This window comes from Nocardia sp. bgisy118 (assembly GCF_057708605.1).
Window position 1 is genome coordinate 83,940 of sequence record NZ_JBYISM010000015.1, and the last position, 20,987, is coordinate 104,926.

A 20,987-nucleotide genomic window follows, 5' to 3' on the forward strand; every position below is an offset into this window, starting at 1 on the left:
AATGTCCTTGCAGCGGTGACGGTAGAAGAAACGGTGTCGGCGCTGTCCGCGGTCGGCGTCCGGTTGTCGCTACGGAATGGGCGCGTGCAGTGCAGCGGGCCAAGCGACGTGCTCACCCCCGACGTGCTCGAGCATGTGCGGTCCCGTGAGGCGGAGATCGTCGACTTGCTCACCCGGCGCGACGATCCGAGCCGCCCGCACCCGCTGACGGCCGGCCAGCAGAGCCTGTATTTGCATCAGCGGCTTGCACCCAGCAGCGCCGCATACAACCTGGCGTTCGCGGCAAACATGGCTGTGGAGATCGACATCCGGTTGCTGAACGAGGCCCTGTGCGCCGTGGTGTCCCGGCACTCCATCCTGCGCACCACCTACATCTGGGACGAAGTGGAGCTGCTGCAGCAGGCCGGGCCCGCACCCGCATCGCTACTCGAGGTGATCGACGTCGCCGAGACAGAACTCGACCATGCACTCGTCGAGTATCTGGATTCGCCGTTCGACCTGGATCGGGACCTGCCGATCAGGGCTGCTGTGCTGCGCGCCAGGAGCGGTCAGGGCCCGGCGGAGGCAGCATGCGTCACTACGCAGGGCTCTCGCTCAGGCGCAATTGGGCATAGCTCGGAATCCGGTGAGACGGTGGTGGCGATGGTGGTACACCACATCGCCGCTGATCTGTCGTCGGTGGACATCATCGTGCGTGAGTGGCTCGCGGAATACCACAATCGTGCCGGGCAGTCCCCGCGGCGGCACGGCTCCGTCTCGGCAGGACCCGACGGTTTCCACACGCGGGTCTGGGCCGAGCAGGATTGGCTTGCGGGCACGCAGGCCACCCGCAACCTGGCCTTCTGGCAGGAGGAATTGGGAGGTCGCGCACAGGCGCTGGATCTGCCGGTCGACCGAGTGCGCCCGGCAGCGCCTGGTTTTCGAGGGGGATTACTTCCGGTCGCTCTGGACCCACGGCTTTCGGCAGATCTCGGGCGAGTCGCCCGGGCGGCAGATGTCTCGGCCAACATGCTGTTTCTGTCGGCCTTCCAAGTACTACTGGGCATGCTCGGCGGTACCGAGCGGCCAGTCGTGGGTATGCCCGCGGTGGGGCCACGCACAGAGCGCACTTACGGCACGGTCGGCTTCTTTGCTGATCCGGTGCCGATCCGCGCGGACCTCAGCGGAGATCCCACCTTCGGCACCGTCCTGGAGCGCACCCGCTCCGCCGTCCTACGGGCGCTGGACCATCCGTATCCGTTTCCGCTCCTGGTGCAGCGACTCGGCGCGGTGCGGGACCGTAACCGCTCGCCGCTGTTCCAGGTCATGTACGTATGGCAGCAGACCCCCGAATCCGAACAAGCAGCCGGGGATTTCACCCTTCTTCCCTGCTCAGGTCAGCGCGGCGCCCCCTACGACCTGGTGTTGTCGGTCGGCGAGAGCGACACCGGATACTCCTGCACCTGGTCCTACGACGTGGACCTGTTCGAGCGCCCCACCGTCGAGCGCTTCGCCCGGTCCTTCGAAGCTGTCCTGCGGGCGGTAGCTGACGCTCCGGCGACCCGGATCTCCGTACTACCCACCCTGTCCGAGCCCGATCGCGAAGCCGTGCTGCGCGACTGCACGGGGCCGGTGAAAGCCCTGCCGGAGACGGATTGGCTGGCCCAATTCGCCGCCCAGGCCGACCGGACCCCAAACGCGATCGCGCTGGTCTGCGACGGCGAAGAACTGAGCTATCAAGAGCTGGCGACCCGTGCGCGGCGACTGGCAGGATTACTGATCGAGCGTGGTGTCGGGCCCGATGTCAGGATCGGCCTTTGTTTGGAACGCTCGATCGAGCTGGTAGTCACGATGCTGGCGGTCTGCTGGGCGGGCGGGGCATATGTGCCCTTGGATCCGCGCTATCCAGCTGACCGTCTGTCCTACACCGTTACCGACGCCAGCGTGTTGTTCACCATCTGCGATGCAGTCGGGCTACAGGTGTTCGGCCGCAGCTCGGATGCGGTGGTGCCGCTGTCCGCGCTGGAGGGAGACCCCGCGGTAGTACCGGACCAGCCTGCAGCCGCACCCGAGTCTCTGTCGTACGTCATCTACACCTCTGGGTCTACCGGTCGGCCCAAGGGCGTGATGGTGACCCGCCGCAACGTAGTCAACCTTTTCGTCGGGTTGGACGCCTCCGTCGGCACGGACACCGCTGGTGCGCAATCGGTATGGCTGGCGGTGACCAGCGTGTGCTTCGACATCTCCGTCGTGGAACTGCTGTGGACGCTGTCCCGCGGATTCCGCGTGATCGTCGAGACCGCCGCCTGGACCGCCGGTGCCCGCCCTGGTGCGCCCGCACCCGGGCGGCTGGACTTCAGCCTGTTCTATTTCGCCGCCGACTCCGGACGACGGTCCGGGCGTGACCAATACCGGCTGTTGCTCGACGGCGCGCGCTTCGCCGACTCGCACGATTTCTCCGCTGTGTGGGTGCCGGAACGGCATTTCCACGCCTTCGGCGGCGCATACCCCAACCCGTCAGTTCTCGCCTCCACAGTGGCCGCGGTGACCGAGCGAACCGGTATCCGAGCCGGCAGTGTCGTGCTGCCGCTGCAGGATCCGCTGCGGGTCGTCGAAGAATGGTCGGTGGTGGACAATCTGTCCGACGGCCGGGTAGGACTGTCGTTCGCCTCCGGCTGGCAGCCCAACGACTTCGTGCTCGCCCCTGACGCCTACGCCGGACGCCGCGAGGACATGTGGGGCGGTATCGACACTGTGCGCGCGCTCTGGCGCGGTGAGCGCATCACACGCCGCAACGGGGCCGGTGCCGACATCGAGGTCGGCACCTATCCGCGCCCGGTACAGGCAGAACTGCCGGTATGGGCGACCGCGGCTGGAAGCACGGAGACCTTCCAGCGGGCGGGCGCATCCGGGGCGAACCTGCTGACCCACTTGCTCGGGCAGAACCCTCGGGAGCTGGCCAGCAAGATCGAGGTGTACCGCAAAGCACGTGCAGACGCTGGGTACGACGCGGGTGTGGTCTCGCTGATGCTGCACACCTTCGTGCACCCGGACGAGAGCGTGGTGCGGGCGGCGATCGCCGAACCGTTCCGCGACTATCTGCGAACCTCGATCGATCTGATGCGAGGTCTGGCCAAGGGACTCGGACTGGATCCCGAACGGGACCGCGAGGTGATCGTGGAACACGCGTTCACCCGATTCGCGGGCACCAGCGCGCTGTTCGGCACCCCGCAGCGCTGCGCGGAGCTGGCGGCCGAACTTGCGGCGATCGGAGTGGACGAGATCGCCTGCCTGGTCGATTTCGGTATCGATGACGAGTTGGTGCTGGATGCGCTGACCCATCTCGCCACGGTGCGCGACGCGCTCGCCGCGGCGGTCCAGGAACGGGTGGCCAGCCCGGCCGAGGTGATCGCCGCACATGACGTCAGCTACCTGCAATGTACTCCCGCGTTGGCGAAAATCCTTCTGCTGGAACATGAGTCGGGTGCCGACGCGGCACCGGCCATGCCACGCGCAGTGCTCGTCGGCGGTGACGCGGTCCCATCGGAGCTGGGAGAACAGCTGCGCGCGGCCGGAGTCGAGCAGGTCCTGACCATGTACGGTCCCACCGAGACCTGTGTCTGGTCGGCAGTACAGCCCACCCCCTCGGATCCCGCCGGCAGGATCACCGTTGGCGGGCCCATCGCAAACACCACGCTGTACGTACTGGACCGCTATGGGCGCCTGCAACCCCCCGGTGTTGCGGGTGAGCTGCACATCGGCGGTGCCGGCGTCGGCCGCGGTTACTGGAATCGCCCGGATCAGACCGCGAATGTCTTCGTGCCCGATCCGTTCAGCGCAGTGCCCGGGGCCCGGATGTACGCCACCGGCGATCTCGTCCGCCACCTAGGCCGCGGCCGCTTCGAATTCCTGGGGCGCATCGACTTTCAGTTCAAGGTCCGCGGCTTCCGGGTCGAGGCCGGGGAGATCGAGGCGCTGCTGTTGGCGCAGGATTCCGTTGCCGAATGTGTTGTCGCCGCACCGCGCGGGCACAGCGGAGACGTGAGCCTGGTCGCATTCGTGGTGGGCGCACCAGACACGGCACCCGACGTCGCCGAACTGCGGGAACGACTTCGGGCCACACTGCCCGACTACATGGTTCCCTCACGAATCGTGCTGCTGGACCGGTTACCGCTGACCGTCAACGGCAAGATCGACCGAGGCGAGCTGATGGAGCGGGCGGGGGAGCTCGACCGTGCCGAGGTCGCCTACATCCCGCCGAAGGACGAGATCGAAGTAGCCCTGCACGCGATGTGGGTGGAACTGCTCGACATCGACCGAATCGGCACTCAGGAGAACTTCTTCGAAATCGGAGGGCATTCGCTGCTCGCGGCCACCCTGCACGCGCGCATCACCTCCGCCGACCTCGGCAGGCTCGAACTGGTGGATCTGTTCACCTATCCGACCATCGCCGGACTGGCGCGCCGACTGCGAGCCGGAGATGAGGGAGTGTCCGTGCCGGGCCGAGCCGCCGACCGGGCGAGCCGCCAGCTCGCCGCCGCGCAGCGCCGCAAGCAGAGAAGGAAGAGCGCGTGACCGAATCCGAACAGCTGCTCGTCGACCAGCACGTCGCCGTGATCGGTCTGGCGGGTCGATTCCCCGGCGCGAACGATCCGGAAGAGTTCTGGCGCAACATCGCTGGCGGGGTGGAGTCGATCCACCGGTTGTCAGAGGATGAACTGCGCTGGGCAGGGGTCGACGAGACGACCTTCCGTGATCCGGGCTATGTGCCTTACGCGAGTGACCTCGATGACGTCGACCTATTCGACGCCGAGTACTTCGGGATGACGCCGCTGGAGGCGGCGGTCCTCGATCCCCAGCAGCGACTGCTGCTGGAGAACACCCAGCACCTGTTCGACAATGCTGGATACGATCCGTCCACGCTGACCGCGCCGGTCGGCGTCTATGTCGGCGTCGGCTTTCCTTCGTATCTGGTCCACAATCTGCTGCCGAATCCGGAGATCCTGCAACGGCTGGGCATGCACAAGATCTTCTATTCCACTGACAAGGGGTTCGCGCCGACCCGGATCTCCTACAAGTTCGGCTTGACCGGACCCAGCATCGGCGTCGATACCGCTTGCTCGACCTCGCTGGTCGCAGTACATCAGGCCTGTCGGGCGTTGCTGGCTTTCGATTGCGACCTCGCGGTGGCCGGCGGTGCCAGCGTGGCCTTGCCTCGCGGCGTGGGGTATGAGCACATCGAGGGTGGTATCGCCTCCCCCGACGGGCACTGCCGGGCCTTCGACGCGCAGGCCGGTGGCACCCTGTTCGGCAGCGGCGTCGGTCTGGTGCTGCTCAAACGCCTCGACGAGGCAGTCGCCGCCGGCGACCACATCCACGCGGTAATCCTCGGATCCGCGGTGAACAATGACGGTGCCGCCAAGGCGGGATTCACCGCCCCCAGCGTGCCAGGGCAAGCGGCGGTCATTGCCGAAGCGCTGGCCTTCGCGCAGGTACCGCCGGGCACCGTCGGCTACGTAGAAGCACACGGTACCGGCACGGCCATCGGCGACCCCATCGAAATCGCCGGGCTGACCCGCGCTTATCGCGAGCACACCGAACGTACCGGGTTTTGCGCGATCGGATCGGTCAAGACCAACGTCGGCCACCTCGATGTGGCCGCCGGAGTCAGCGGTCTCATCAAGACCGTGCTGGCACTGCGGCAGCGACAGCTGCCACCGAGCCTGCACTATCGGATACCGAACCCGGCAATCGACTTCGCGAACAGCCCGTTCTATGTCAGCGACACGCTACGGCCGTGGGACACCGTTGGGCCGCGCCGGGCCGGGGTCAGCTCCTTCGGAATTGGTGGCACCAACGCACACGTCATCCTCGAACAGGCACCGCCGCGCCCGCCCGCCGCCCCGGCGCGAACCGTGGTGCCGCTGGTGGTATCCGCGCGGTCGGCAGACGCCCTGAAGCGGGCGTGCGCAGATCTGGCCGCCGTACTGACGAATAATGACCTACCGCTGGCCGATGTCGCCTACACGCTGTCGATCGGACGTCGGCATCATCAGTACCGGAGGGCGATCGTCGCCGACGACAACGAAAAAGCGGTTGCGGAGCTCACCGCTTCGGCAACTGCCGGGCAAGCTCCGCTGGGCGATACTACCCGGGTTGCCTTCGTATTCCCCGGTCAAGGGGATCAGCGAGTAGAAATGCTCGCCGGACTCTACCGGGACGAGCCGGTATTCAGGGCCACCATGAACCGCTGTGCCGAGCATGGCCGCACCGTGCTCGGCGTCGACGTGCGTGACGTGCTGTACCCGCCTGCAGGCACCGAGGACAGCGCCCAGGCGCGGCTGGATGAGACCTTGCTGACCCAGCCGGTGCTGTTCGCTGTATGCCTGGCATTGGCCGACCTGTGGCAGTCCTGGGGCGTGCGTCCCGATGTCGTACTCGGCCACAGTTTCGGTGAGTACGTCGCGGCCACCGTCGCCGGTGTCTTCACCCCTGAGGAAGGCCTCGAACTGGTGATCTCGCGTGCGCAGCTGACCTCGCAGCTGCCCCCGGGCGCCATGGTTGCGGTGACCATGCCCGAAGCCGACCTGGTGCACCTGCTGGGCGCCTGCGAATTGGCGACGGTGAACGGGCCGGATCAGTGTGTCGTGACTGGCCCGGTGCCCGCTGTCGAAGCCCTGGAGCGGCTGTTGGACGCGCGCGAGGTCGAATACCGCCGGCTGAACATCCCGCACGCGTTCCACTCCGCCGCGCTCGACCCGATCCTGGATCGGTGGCGGCGGCGAGTGGCCGGGCTGCGCCGATCCGCGCCGCGGATACCGGTGGTGTCCAGTCATACGGGCGCGGTGCTGACTGCCGCCGAACTCGCCGACCCCGATTACTGGGCACGGCAACTGCGCGGCACGGTGCGATTCGCCGACGCGGTCGCCACCGTCGCCGCCACTGAAAACCTGGTGTTCCTCGAGGTGGGGCCGGTCCGCACGCTAGCCCCGCTGATCCGGCGCAACGGTGTTGAGCCGCGTCGCATCGCCTGCACGGGAACCGGCCGTCGGGAGTTCGACAGCGAGGAAACCGCCCTGCTTGCCGCCGTCGGCGCACTGCACTGTGCCGGAGTTCCGTTGTCCTGGAACGATTTCTGGGGTACGCAGGCGCGACAGCGAGTGCCGTTGCCTGGATACCCGTTCGATCGTGGCCGGCACTGGATCGACCCAGCGGGCACGGAGGCGCGCACACACTTCGCGCCGGCCTGGCGGCCCGCTCCGTTGCCGACGGCACCCGACATGCCCGGGACCTGGTTGCTGGTGGGTGAGGCTCCGGAACAGGAATACGCCTGGGATATGCCTTGGCTTATTCGAACCGTCCCGGACCTCGCCGATATCGAGTCGTACCTGGCGGAGCTGGACGCGCAGCACCGCGCACCCGCCGCGATCGTGCTGCGTCCCGACGATGATCCATTGGCGGACAACGGTATTCGACTGGTCGCCGAGTGGATTGCGGCGCTGACTGCCCGTGGTCAATCAGTACCGCTGGTCGTCCTCGCCGCTGATTCCGCGACGGCTGGCTGGTGCCGGGTCGCGGCCGCCGCGCCGACAGCCCGGGAACTTGCCTGCGTGGACACCACCGATCCGGCGCAGGTGCGAGCAGAGATTGCGGCGGGGCTGCCTGACCCGGTGGTGCGTTATCGGGACGATATCCGGCAAGTCGCCACCTTCACGCCGGTCGCCGCACCCGGCGAACCGACCGTCGGCGCGTACACCGTTGTCGGCGACGTAGAAGGACCGTCGGCGGACGTAGCCAGGGCCTTGGCCGCCCGCTCCGGCGACATCGGATACAACCCCGGGCTTACCCTGACCGTCGCGGACACTGAAACACATGTCGTGCTACCGCATCGCGACGAATGGTCCCGGTGGGTCGGCGCCACGGGCGAGCAGGTGGCCCGTGCCGCTGCCGGACGCGCAATCACCGCCGCACCCGCAACGGCTCGGCTCTATGCCCTCGAACAGGTGCACCGTGATCTGGACGACGCCAGGGCGGCACCATCCTTCGACCGTGTCGCGGTTGCGGGCACGCTCGATCGGCTGTGCGGCGCACTGGTGTACCGCACCCTGGTGGATTCGGGGGTGGATCTGACCCCAGGCCGGGTTCACCAGCGCGCCGAGATCTCGGTGGCCATGAACTTGAGACCCGCATTCGAGCGGTTTCTCGACTTCTTTCTCACTGTGCTGACCGAGGATGGCGTACTGCGCTCGGATGGCGAACACTTCACCGTGATCGCCGGCCCGGAGATGGTCGGCGGGACCGACCCGGTCGCGGCGCGGCAACTGATCCCCGGATTCGAGCCGACTCTAGATTTCATCGAACACTGCGCGCACAACTATCCTGCGGCCTTGAGCGGCCGGATCGACGCCGTTGGTGTGCTGTTCCCCGACGGCAGCCCCCAGAGGCTCGAGCACGCGTTCGCTCGCATGCTCGAAGGCAGCAACTACCACACTTACGCCGCGCTACTGGGCCGCCTACTCGCCGGACAGGCAGACGCCCGGCCGGACCAGCCGCTTCGCATCCTCGAAGTGGGCGGCGGAAACGGTCAGCTGACCACCGTGCTGGCCGCGGCGTTGCGTGGCCGCGACATCCACTACACCTTCACTGATCTGGGCGGTTCGTTCGTACGGCGGGCCCGGCAGCGGGGTGGCGAGTACGGATTTTCCCGGCTGCGCTGCCAGGTGTTCGACATCTCGCGTGACCCCGCGGAGCAAGGTATCGACCTGTTCGCCTTCGACGCGGTCATCGGATTCGACGTGGTACACGCCACGCCGCGCCTGGACGTCACCGTCGCGAATCTGCGTGACGTGCTGGCGCCGGGCGGCGTGCTGTGTCTGGTCGAGGCCGTACGGTCGATGCGCTGGGTAGAGATGCTGTGGGGCCTGGCCGAGGGCTGGTGGCTGTTCGAGGACACTGACGTGCGGACGGGCACCCCCTTGGTCGGACTGGACACCTGGGACACCGTATTGCGCCGGCAGGGCTTGGCCGAGGTGGTCTCCTTCCCTCGCGACGACAACGCGCGGGCAGCCACCGACTACGGCCTGATCCTCGGCCATCAGCTGCTGATGCCGAATACCCCGCGTTTCGGCGCACATTTGGACCGGGAGGGGCGCACCCTCCTGACCCGGGTACGTCGGCGCATCGAGTTGGTGCGGGAGCTGGAAGCGCTCGGTGTGCGCGCCACTGTGGTCCCGGTCGACGAGGTGGCGCTAGACCCCGCCGACGGGGCTAGCGGGATCGTCCACATCCTGGAACCTCTGCCCGGTGACCTCACCCCCGCCGAATTGTGTGCCGCGCTGCGCCGGCAGGACGACCGGATCTGGTCGCTGCGGGCCGAAGGCGCACACGTCTCGGTGGTGGCACTCTTCGCTCCAGACGGCGGCCCCGGCCTGGTCCCCATGAACGGCGGGGACGACTTCGGCACCGTCGTGCACTGGGACGGCACCTCTGAACTCGGCGACGTGGTTCGCGCTCTTGGACACGGCGGCACCTGGGTGGTCGCCCAGCACAACCCTGGCCCCGCTGTGGCCGCCAAGGCGCAGACCCGGATCACGCAGCGGCAGGATTCGGCAGGATCGCGGACCGTTCCCGACGACGAAGTGGAACACGAACTGCTGACGCTGTTCCGGCAGTTGTTCGGGATGGACACCGTTGGGTTGCATGACGACTTCCAGCAACTGGGCGGAGATTCGCTGCTCGCCACCCAGGTGATCGCTCGGGTGCGCCGCACCTTCGCCATCGATATCGCGGTCAGCGCGTTGTTCCACGCACCCACCGTGGCCGGGTTGGCAGATAAGGTCCGCGCGGCGCGTCAGGCAGGTACGCACACCGACATCCCGCTCGAACGAGTGACCGGAAGCGGGCCGCTGTCGTTGTCCCTGGGGCAGCAGTCGCTGTGGCTGTCCGAGCAGATCAACGGCCCCAGCCCGACCTACAACATCCCCGGCGCGGTGCGGCTGATCGGTGCACTCGACGTGGACTGCCTGGGTCGCGCCCTGCGTGAGGTGCTGCGGCGCCATGAGATCCTGACCGCCACCGTTGACACCGTCGACGGTGAACCTCTGCAGCGGATCCACGAGGACCGCCCTCTCGACCTGCCGGTGCGCGTCGTGGCCGAGAACGAGGTGCACGAACTGGCGCAAGAACACGCTCGCACCGTGTTCGACCTGCGCACCGGCCCGCTCATCCGAGTGGCGCTATTGCGGGTCGGGGACGCGCACTCCGATCACGTCCTGCTGGTCAACATCCACCACATCGTGTCCGACGGGTGGTCGCTCGGCGTGCTGGTGCATGAGGTGATCACCCTCTACGCCGCCTACACCCTCGGCACCGAGGCACCGCTACCGCCATTGCCGCACCAGTACGTCGACTTCGCGCACTGGCAGCGGCGGTGGCTGACCGGCGACGTCTTCGACGAGCAGGCCCGTTACTGGCGGCGCAAGCTGGCAGGCGCGTCCCCGTTGCTCGAGTTGCCCACCGATCGGCCCCGGCCGGACGTGCAGCGCATCCGCGGTGCGGTGCACCGCTTCGAAGTACCGCCGGACCTGGCCGCCCAGGTTCACGACCTGGGGCGGGCCGAGGGCGCGACCCTGTTCATGGTGCTGCTGAGTGCCTTCACGGTGGTCCTCGGCCGTTACGCCGACACCGAGGACGTCGTGGTCGGAACCACTAGCGCGAACCGGACCAGGGCCGCTTTCGAGCAGATGATCGGCATGTTCGTCAACAATCTGGTGCTGCGCACCGACCTGACCGGCCGGCCGACGTTCCGGCAACTGCTGGCTCGCGTGCGCGCCACGGCGGTGGAGGCCTACGCGCATCAGGATCTGCCGTTCCTGACCCTGGTGGATGAGCTGCGGGTGCCCCGCAGCGCGGCGCACCCGCCATTGTTCCAGGTGCTGTTCCTGGTACAGAAGCTGAACATCTCCCTGGAACTGCCGGGTATCGCCGCGCACACGATGGAAGTCGACGCGCTGCACACCAAATTCGATTTGACGCTGTTCATGGAGGAACAAGACGCGGGTCCGGACGGTGCCGGTATCACCGGAACATTTATCTACAATGCCGCGCTCTTCGATGCCTCCAGTATCGAGCGCATGGCGGCCCATCTGACGCAACTGTTGCGTAGCGCGATGGCCGAGCCGGACGAGCGGATCGGCGCGCTGAGCATGGATATAGACGACGAAGTGAGGTTGAGGACCTTGACTGAATCCACCGCAAGGAGTACCCGGCTCCAGTCGCTGAGAAGCTCGAAACGGCGGTCGGTGACGATCGCCGGCATCGACCCGGTCGACGTTGGATTCCTGCCCGGCCTGGCCGATGCCCCCGCCGTGCTCTCGCCGACCGAGCCGGGCGTAGACCTGCCCGGTTGGCTGCGCGCGCATGCGGCCCGCACCGAAGAACTGCTGCACAAGCACGGCGCGGTGCTGCTTCGAGGGTTTGACAGCGGATCGGTGGAACGCTTCGAGGCGGTCGCGTCGGCGATCTGCCCGTCGCTGTTTTCCGAATATGGTGACTTGCCCCCCGAGGGCAAGTCCGACCAGATCTACAAGTCGACGCCGTATCCCGAAGACCGTTCCATTCTTTTCCACAATGAAAGTTCGCACCTGCCTTCGTGGCCGATGCGGCAATTCTTCTCCTGCATCGTGGCGCCGAAGAGCGGCGGCGAAACGCCAATCGTGGACTGCCGCAAAGTGTTCGCGGCGCTACGCCCGGAATTGGTGGCGATGTTCCGCGACCGGAAGCTTCGGTATGTGCGCAACTTCATCAAGTCGGTCGACGTGAGCTGGTCTCAGTTCTATGGCACCGATGATCCGCAAGAAGCCGAGCGCAAGATCATCGAGTCGGGTGCAGATTTCGCCTGGGCACCCGACGGCACACTGCGCACCTGGCGGGTGGCCGACGCGGTGCTACGCCACCCCCGCACTGCGGAATCGGTGTTCTTCAACCAACTGGCCTTGCACCACGTGTCTTGTCTGGACCCCGCCACTCGTCAGTCGCTACTGGACCTCTACAGCGAGCAGGGCCTGCCGCGCAACGTGTACTGGGGCGATGGCACCCCGATCGACGACGAGATCGTCACCGAGGTGCGCGAGCTCATGCACGAACTGTCGTTCCAGTTCATCTGGCAGGAGGGCGACATTTTGGTGATCGACAACATGCTTGTCGCGCATTCGCGCAACCCCTTCTCCGGTCCGCGCAAGGTGGTGGTGGCGCTCGGCGACATGATGAATGCGACCGATGCCGGGCTACGCCTGGAACTGGATGTACCTACGATCGCGGATGCGGGCCGGCAATGACCGACACCGCGATGTCTCCGGTCGACGGGTTCCGGCTCGCCCCGTCGCAGCTGCTGTCATGGTCGCGATTGGCCGATCGGCGGATCCAGTGCCGGATCGAGGTGCGGGGCGCATCGGACGCCCAGGAGATCCAGCGGGCGCTGCACGCGGTCGTGGCCCGCCACGAACCGTTGCGGACCCGGCTGATTGCGGTGGACGGCTTGGTCGCGCCATTGCAGCAAGTCGACGACGCTGCAGTGCCGTACTGGCAGGTGGATCCTCTCGGCGAGCCGTCCGAGGTGGACGCGGTGGCGCGTGCCGAGCGAGCGGCCGGGCCCGAGCATCCAGTACGCGCGCGGCTGCTGACAAGCACCGATGTATCGGTGCTGCTGTTGACCGTATCCGCGACCCTATTGGATCGCCGGTCCTGCCTGATCGTGGCTGAGGATCTGATCCGCGAACTCGCCGGGGCACCCCTTCCCGAGGTGGAGTTGCAGTACCTCGATGCCGCCGAATGGCTGCACGAGCAGAACGAGGCCGGCGACGTGGCGGCCCGCGGCGGGACTTGGCGTAACGGCGTAGCACGCGCTCGGAGCCTTTCGGTACCGTTCGAATCCGGTGAGCCCGCGTGGGCACGCGACAACGAGGTGGGTGACACGCTGGTCGCGGCGGCCAGCGCAACACACATCTCTGCTCGCGCCGTACTGCTGACCGCCTGGCATGTGCTGCTGTGGCGGCTCACCGGAGACACTGACATCACCACGCTGGTACTGCCGACCGCGCGCGGGCTCGATGACCTGGCCAGCGTAGTCGGGCATTTCGAGTCGCCGATTCCGGTGCGCACCCCGATCCGGGGAAACGAGTCGTTCCGCGATCTCGCCGCCGAGGTCGAGCAGCTGCTACACGCCGCCGAAGAAGACCAGTTCGGGGTGGCGGGCGACGAGCCGGAGTCGGCGGCGCCGTTCACCTTCTCCTACCTTCCCCTGCCGGCGCCCGCGACCGTGGGTGGTGCAGAGATCGCGGTGACTACGGTGGACGGCGAGCCCGACAGCGCCCTGCACCTGCAGGCTGTCGGCCACTCTTCGGGTGCCGTCACCGTGAGCCTGCTGCCCGGCGGGCCATCGGTGTCGGGTACCGCCGCGACCAGAGCCCTCCACCAGCTCGGTGGGGTGCTGCGCGCTGTCGCCGAGTGGCCGGACGCACCGCTCGCCGATCTCGGTCTCGCCGAGGGGGAGCAGCGGATAAGGGCACTGGCACAGGCGGCGGGCGCAGTCATCAACCCGGCAGGACCACTCGTGGTCCATCATCGGATACTCGCCTCGGCCGCCCGGACACCGGACAGGGTCGCGGTGGTCTGCGGTGAGGACTCGTTGACCTACCGCGACCTGTGCCGGCGGTCGACGGCATTAGCGCAGGCGATGCGCGCCGCGGGGGTGCACACCGGATCCGTGGTACCGGTGATCGCGGACCGTTCTGCCGACTATGTGGTGGGGCTGCTTGCGGTGCTCCAGACCGGAGCTGCCTTCGTGCCCGTGGATCCGGCATGGCCGACTGCCCGGATCGAGCAGATCCTCGCCGATACCGCCCCAGCCGTGCTCCTCACCCATCACGGGCGGTACTCGGGGGACGTTCCGGCGCTCGCCATCGACGCCGAGCACGGCGGTGACACCGAGGACCTGGACGACGTCGGGGGTCTTGGCACGAACGTCTCCCCCGAAGACCTCGCCTACTTGGTCTACACCTCGGGCACGACCGGCAGGCCCAAGGGTGTGGCGGTGCCACACCGCGCCCTCTGCGGATATCTCGACGGCCTGGCGGCGGCGCTCGACCTGCCCAAGGACGGGGTGCTGGCGACACTCGCCACTCCCGCCGCCGACCTCGGATACACTGCGGTTTTCGGTGCCCTCTGCGCGGGACGCACCCTGATGCTGGTCCGCACTGAGGAGGTGTTGGCTCCGGCCGAACTGCTTCGCCGTTTCCGCGACCGGCCCATCGACCTCCTCAAGATTGTTCCGTCACATCTGGCGGCGCTACTGGACGCAGACCACGCGCAGGAACTGCTCCCCAGCCGGTTCCTGCTGTTGGGTGGTGAGCAAACACCAGTCGATCTGGTGGCCCGGGTGCACGCGCTGCGGCCTGGCCTGCGGATCGTCAACCACTACGGCCCGACTGAATCCACAGTGGGCGCCCTGGTAGCCCGCGAGGTCACCGTCGCCGATTCCCCGGTGCCCATTGGTTACCCATTAGGCGGTTATCGCGCCTACCTACTGGACGACCAGCTGCGCCCGGTTCTCGATGGTGCGCTGGGCGAGCTGTTCCTAGCCGGCGCCGGGTTGGCACACGGCTATTGGCGGCGGCCCGCAGCAACCGCGGACTCCTTCCTGCCCGATCCCTTCACCAGCGAGCCGGGCAGACGGATGTATCGCACCGGTGACCGTGCCCGCCGCCTACCGGACGGGTCCGTAGTGTTCCTGGGCCGCGCCGATACTCAGGTCAAGATCCGTGGCAACCGCGTCGAACCCGGTGAGATCGAGTCCCTGATCCGCGACCAGTACGAGGTCACCGATGCGGTGGTGGTGGCGCGCGCCGACGACCGCGGCGACACACAGTTGGTGGCGTATGTGGCCGCCCGCCGCACCGCTGGCATCGAGCCCGCGGAAGTGACCGCCTACCTGCGCGAGCGGCTGCCCGAGTACATGGTGCCCGCGGCCGTGCTCGCGCTGCCGACGCTGCCGCTGACCGCCAACGGCAAGGTCGACAGGCGCGCGCTACCAGCCCCGGAATCGGTTGTGTCGCGGGCCGAGCACTACGTGGAGCCAGCCACCGACACCGAACGTGCGCTCGCCGCACTCTGGGAGGGTGTTCTCGGCGTGCCGCAGATCGGATCGCGCGACGATTTCTTCCTGGTACTGGGCGGGAACTCGCTGGACGCCACCCGTGTTGTGGCTCGGCTCGGTGCCGCGACCGGCCTGGAGCTACCGGTCAGCGATATCTTCGAGGCACCCACCGTCGCCGAACTCGCGGCCCGCGTAGACGCCGCGCGCGAGCATGCGGTGATGGCCGGGGCGATCGAACCGGTCGACCGCTCAGGCCCGCTGCCGCTGGGCTATGCCCAGCGCCGACTGTGGGTGCTTTCTCAGGTCGACGGTGCAACCGCTGCCTACAACATCCCAGCCGCAATCCGTATCGACGGCGCTCTGAACACCGTGGCGTTGCAGGACGCGCTGACGGAAGTGGTGCGGCGCCATGAAGTGCTGCGTACGAATCTGGTGATTGTCGACGAGGAACCTCGGCAGATGATCCGTGACCCAGCGCAGGTGCCGCTCCCCGTCGTCACCGCTGATGAGGCAGAAATCCTCAGCATGGCAGACGAATTCGCCGGGCGCACCCTCGATCTGGCTGAGGACGAACTGCTGCGCGCGATGGTGCTTCGTGTGTCCGAGCACCATCACGTCCTGTTGCTATGCCTGCACCACGTGGTGTCCGATGGCTGGTCCACAGGCCTGCTGTGGCGGGAGGTGTCGGCGCTTTACGAGGCATACGCCGTCGGTCGCCCGTCGCCTCTATCGCCCCCGCCGATCCAATACGCCGACTACACCGCCTGGCAGAACGACTCGCTGGCCAGTCCGGAGCAGCAGGCGCATCTGGATTACTGGCGCGCCCAGCTGGCTGATCTGCCCGCCCTGCTGGAACTGCCCGCCGACCGGCCACGACCGGCGGTGCAGGGCTTCGATGGCGCGAGCATCCCGATCGATATCGACGCCGCTACGACGGAGATGCTGCGTCGCCTGGCAGGTGGCAACCGCGGGACCATGTTCATGGTGGTGCTGTCGGCGTTCGCCACAGTGCTGTCGCGGTACACCGGCGCCAGCGATATCGCGGTCGGCACGCCGATCGCGAACCGCACCCGAGCCGAGGTGGAACAGCTGCTCGGCTGTTTCTTCAACACCCTTGTGGTGCGGATCGACGCCTCCGGTGATCCGGCGTTCACCGAACTGCTCGACCGGGTCCGGACCGTCATGATCGCCGCGCAGGCGCATCAAGAGGTCCCGTTCGAGCTGGTGGTGGACGCGCTGAATCCGCCGCGTGATCCCGGGCACACTCCGTTGTTTCAAGTGCTGTTCGTCTACCAGCAGGATCCGGGCGAGAATGCCGCCATGGGTGAGCTGGCGGTTCGGCAGCTGCCACTGCCGAGCGCAGTCGCCAAATATGACCTCACCCTGGATCTGGTCGAGCGAGAAGACGGAATCGGTGGCCGCATCGAATACCGCACCGATCTATTCGACGCCGACACCATCGAACGTCTGGCCGGGCATGTGCACACGCTGCTCGCCGCGATCGGACACGCGCCAACCACACGGCTCAGCGACCTCGACCTGATGTCGGCCACGGAACGGGAGCTGGTCGGCTCTGGGATGAACGCCGGCTATCGGGCGCCCGGACCGATTGTCGCTGGGACCGTCACCGAATTCGAGCAGCAGGTGCAACGCAAACCCGACGCGGTCGCACTGGTCTGCGGTGCGCGGGAGTTGAGTTTTGCTGAACTGGACCGGGCCGCGAATCGGTTGGCCAACCACCTGCGTGCGCAGGGGGCACGGCCGCAGACACCCGTCGGTATCCGGCTGAGACGCTCGCCCGAACTGGTGATCGCGATGCTCGCCGTAATGAAGGCGTCGGCCGCTTATCTGCCCCTGGATCCGGCCGCGCCACCGGCCCGAACGGCCTACCTCATCGCCGATGCCGGGGCCCGGCTCGTCCTCGCCGGCCCTGCTGAGCGGGACGGTCTGCCGGATGGAATCGAGGTCGTCGATCCGGCCGTGCTGGATGGCATGCTCGACCCGGATGACGACACCGCACCGGACCGGGAGGCTGGGCCGGACCATCCGGCGTATGTGATCTACACCTCAGGGTCGACCGGACAACCCAAGGGTGTCGTGATCACCCAGCGCAATCTTCATAGTTTCTGTGCTGCGATGGACGACCGATTCGGTGATTCTGTGCCGGGCACCTGGCTGGCACTGACTAGCCACACCTTCGATATCTCGGTACTGGAACTGCTTTGGTCACTCACCCGCGGCTACCGGGTGGTGCTCGGCGGCGACGAACTGGCCGTAGGTTCGGCGCAGCGGCCGGCCGCGCATCGGCCGATGGATTTCAGCCTGTTCTACTTCGCCAGCGACACGGGCGACCGCGGCGACGAGAAGTACCGGTTGCTGCTCGAGGGCGCACGGTTCGCCGACGAGCACGGGTTCGCGGCGGTATGGACTCCAGAACGGCATTTCGGGGCTTTCGGCGGCCTGTACCCGAACCCAACTGTCACATCGGCCGCACTGGCGGCGGTGACCAGCACCATCGGCATCCGTACCGGCAGCTTGGTGCTGCCGCTGCACAATCCGATCCGGGTTGCTGAGGACTGGGCGATGATCGACAACCTATCCGGGGGCCGGATCGGTCTGTCCTTCGCTTCCGGCTGGCAGCCGCGCGATTTCGCGCTGGCACCCGGCAACTACGCCGACCGGAAAGACGTGATGTTCCGGGACATCGAGACGGTACGCACCTTGTGGCGCGGCGGCTCGGTGCGGACGCGATCGGGCACCGGCGAGGAGATCGATGTCCGCACCCTGCCCCGGCCGGTGCAGCCGGAGCTGCCGGTGTGGATCACCGCCGCAGGCAGTCCCGATACCTTCCGCCGGGCCGGTGCGGCGGGCGCGAACCTGCTCACCCATCTGCTCGGCCAGTCGGTCGACGAACTGGCCACCGCGATCCGGATCTACCGGCAGGCGCGGCAGGACGCGGGCCACGACGGTCCCGGGCACGTGTCGCTGATGTTGCACACCTTCGTCGGCGATGACGATGACCAGGTGCGCGCGCTGGTTCGGGACCCGTTCCGCACCTACCTGTCCCAATCGGTAGAGCTGGTGCGCCCGCTCGCCGTGGAGCGGGGACTGGAGCTGGAGACTTTCGACGCACAGGACCAGCAAGCATTGCTCGATCACGCCTTTGACCGTTATTACGAGACCAGCGGCTTGTTCGGTACTCCGCAGAGATGCGCGGCGATGGTCGACAAGCTGAAACTTGCCGGGGTCGACGAGATCGCTTGCCTCATCGACTTCGGTGTCGGTACCGACGAGGTGCTGGCCGGGTTGCGAGCACTGGACCAGGTACGCCGGGACGCCATGCCGGTGGCCCGCGACGACACTCGCCAGGATGTGGCGGCACTGCTCGAACGCCACCAGGTCACCCATCTGCAGTGCACACCATCGGTGGCGAGGCTGCTGTCGGCGGACGAGGAATGCCGGGCCGCGCTGCGCGGCCTCGACTGGTTGCTGATCGGCGGGGAAGCGCTCGATCCGGTCCTGGCCTCCGCCTTGTCGGGCGCGGTCGGCGGAAACGTACTCAACGTGTACGGCCCGACGGAGGCAACGGTCTGGGCTACAAGCCATCTCGTGACCGGCGCCGACACCTCTATCGGACAGCCGCTGAGCAACACCAAGGCCTACGTGGTCGACGAACGGCTGCGGCCGGTCCCGATCGGCATCGTCGGCGAATTGGTGCTCGGCGGCGAGGGCGTGGCACCCGGCTATCTACGACGTCCCACGCTGACGGCCGAGAAATTCGTGCCTGACCCGTTCACCTCCGTGCCGGGCGCCCGACTGTACCGGACCGGTGATCTGGTGCGCCGCCGCCCCGACGGCACCTTGCAGTTCCTCGGCCGGCGCGACCACCAAGTGAAGATCCATGGCTTCCGAGTGGAACTGGGTGAGATCGAGGCATACCTGACCGAGGCTCCAGGCGTGCGGGCCGCCGCGGTCCTAGCCGCCGACGACGGACGCGGCGGCAAACGACTGGTCGCCTACGTCGTCCTGGACGGCGAGCCGGCGGATTGGACAGCCCTGCGCCGCCACCTGGAGAGCCGACTGCCCAGGCAACTGGTGCCCGCGGCATTTGTGGAATTGTCCGAGATGCCGCTGCTGGCCAGCGGTAAGGCCGACCGCCGTGCCCTACCGGATCCGGACCCCGCTGTCGGCAAGATCGACGGTTCCCAGGTTCCGGTTACCCGTGCGGAGCAGGAACTGGCGCGGATCTGGTCGCAGCTGCTCGGCGTCCCTCGAGTAGGGACCAACGACAACTTCTTCGCCCTGGGTGGCGACTCGATCATCGCGATCCAGATGGTGTCGCGGGCCCGGCGCGCCGGAATCGAATTCTCCGCGCGAGACCTGTTCGGCAACCAGACCCTGGGGGAGTTGGCCGCGATCGCGCGCGCCGGTAGTGCAATCGACGCCGATCAGGGGCCGGTGACGGGCGAGACCCCGCTCACGCCCATTCAGCATTGGTTCTTCGAGCAGGATCTCGCCGACCCGGCTCATTACAACCAGGCCGTCTTGCTGGACGTGAACGACGCTGATCTGGATCTGCAACTGCTTGCGGCCGCGCGCGACGCCGTGGTGAGCCACCACGACGCCCTGCGCAACCGGTTCGACCTGACCGGCGCGCGCCAGCACACCGTGGGCTCGCACAGTGGCGGCCCAATTGCAGTGCTTCGCCTGGACGGGGCAGACGAGCAGGTACGGATGGATACGCTGACCAGGCTGCACACCGGGCTCGACCTTGCCGACGGGCCGCTACTGCGAATGGCGTATCTGGACTTCGGTGTCGCGCGCCCGGCCCAGGTGTGCACAGTGATTCACCACACCGTCATCGACGGCATCTCATGGCGGGTGCTGCTGGAGGATCTCCAGCTCGCATATACCATGCTGCGCGCCGGGCAGACACCGGCGTTCCCGCCTAAGACCACCTCCTACCAGCGATGGGCAGAGGGCCTGGTCGTCGCTGCCGACAGTCCCGCCGTCCGCGCCGAACTAGGGCAATGGACGGCGCAGGTGGCGCTGGATACGGCAGTGCTGCCCCGCGACTACGCTGCCGCCAACACCGAACGCGACGCCGCCACGCTCTCGGTAGAGTTCACCGCTGCCGAGACCGCCACCCTGCTGCGTGAGGTACGGACGAAGTACCGAGCAGAGGTGCCCGAGGTGCTGCTGTTCGCGCTGGCCGATGCAGTCACCGAGTGGACTGGGGACCGGGAGATTCTGCTCGATGTCGAAGGACACGGCCGCGAGAATCTGCTCGATGGGGTGGACATCTCGAGGACTGTCGGGTGGTTCACCGCGATGTATCCGGTGCGATTGCGGCTGCCAGGCGACCGGGGCCCGGCCGACCTGACCGCCGTCCGCGATCAGCTGCGCGCGATACCGGGCCATGGTCTCGGCTTCGGACTCCTGCGGTATCTGTCCGCCGACCCGCAAGTTCGGTCGGTACTCGCCGGAGCCGAGCGGACCGAGATCGTCTTCAACTATCTCGGCCAGGCCGACGCCTCCCGCACTGCGGACGCGCTGTTCCGGCTGTCCACCGATCCGGTTGGTCCGCCGCACGGTCCAGCGCAGCGGCGCCGTCACCTGCTGAACATCAACGGGCTGGTGGCCGACGGCCAGCTGCGGGTGGACTTCACCTACTGTGCGGCGGTACACAAGCGGGCCACGATCGCAGCCGTCTGCGACACCTTCGCCGCCACCCTGCGCCGGGCGCTGACTGGCGAGCTGGGTGTGGTCGGGTTCAGCGAGGCGGACCTGCGGGAAGCCGGCCTCACCGTCGACGAGCTGGACGATCTGTTCAACGAACTGGCAAGCGAGGGCTGAC

3 protein-coding genes are annotated in these 20,987 nt (G+C 67.3%); all 3 read left to right on the plus strand.

The window, feature by feature from the left end; all coding sequences use genetic code 11:
- The first annotated feature begins 15 nt into the window (after positions 1–15).
- From AC3EO7_RS19695 to AC3EO7_RS19705, 3 genes are read left to right on the plus strand one after another with little or no spacing between them, the layout of a single operon-like run.
- The gene (locus AC3EO7_RS19695) at positions 16–4,554 is read left to right on the plus strand and encodes a MupA/Atu3671 family FMN-dependent luciferase-like monooxygenase (RefSeq protein ID WP_435592012.1); all 4,539 of its coding nucleotides are present in this window, start codon (positions 16–18) and stop codon (positions 4,552–4,554) included.
- Positions 4,551–12,314, plus strand: a complete 7,764-nt coding sequence (locus AC3EO7_RS19700; RefSeq protein ID WP_435592013.1) for a condensation domain-containing protein — start codon at positions 4,551–4,553, stop codon at positions 12,312–12,314. Before AC3EO7_RS19695 ends, AC3EO7_RS19700 begins: the two co-directional genes overlap by 4 nt.
- The gene (locus tag AC3EO7_RS19705) at positions 12,311–20,986 is read left to right on the plus strand and encodes an amino acid adenylation domain-containing protein (RefSeq protein WP_435592014.1); all 8,676 of its coding nucleotides are present in this window, start codon (positions 12,311–12,313) and stop codon (positions 20,984–20,986) included. The genes AC3EO7_RS19700 and AC3EO7_RS19705 overlap by 4 nt, the downstream gene beginning before the upstream one ends.
- Position 20,987: the final 1 nt, after the last annotated feature.

Excerpts from the sequence above, each read along its gene's own strand:
- AC3EO7_RS19705 (WP_435592014.1), top strand. The coding sequence starts at position 12,311 with ATGACCGACACCGCGATGTCTCCGGTCGACGGGTTCCGGCTCGCCCCG.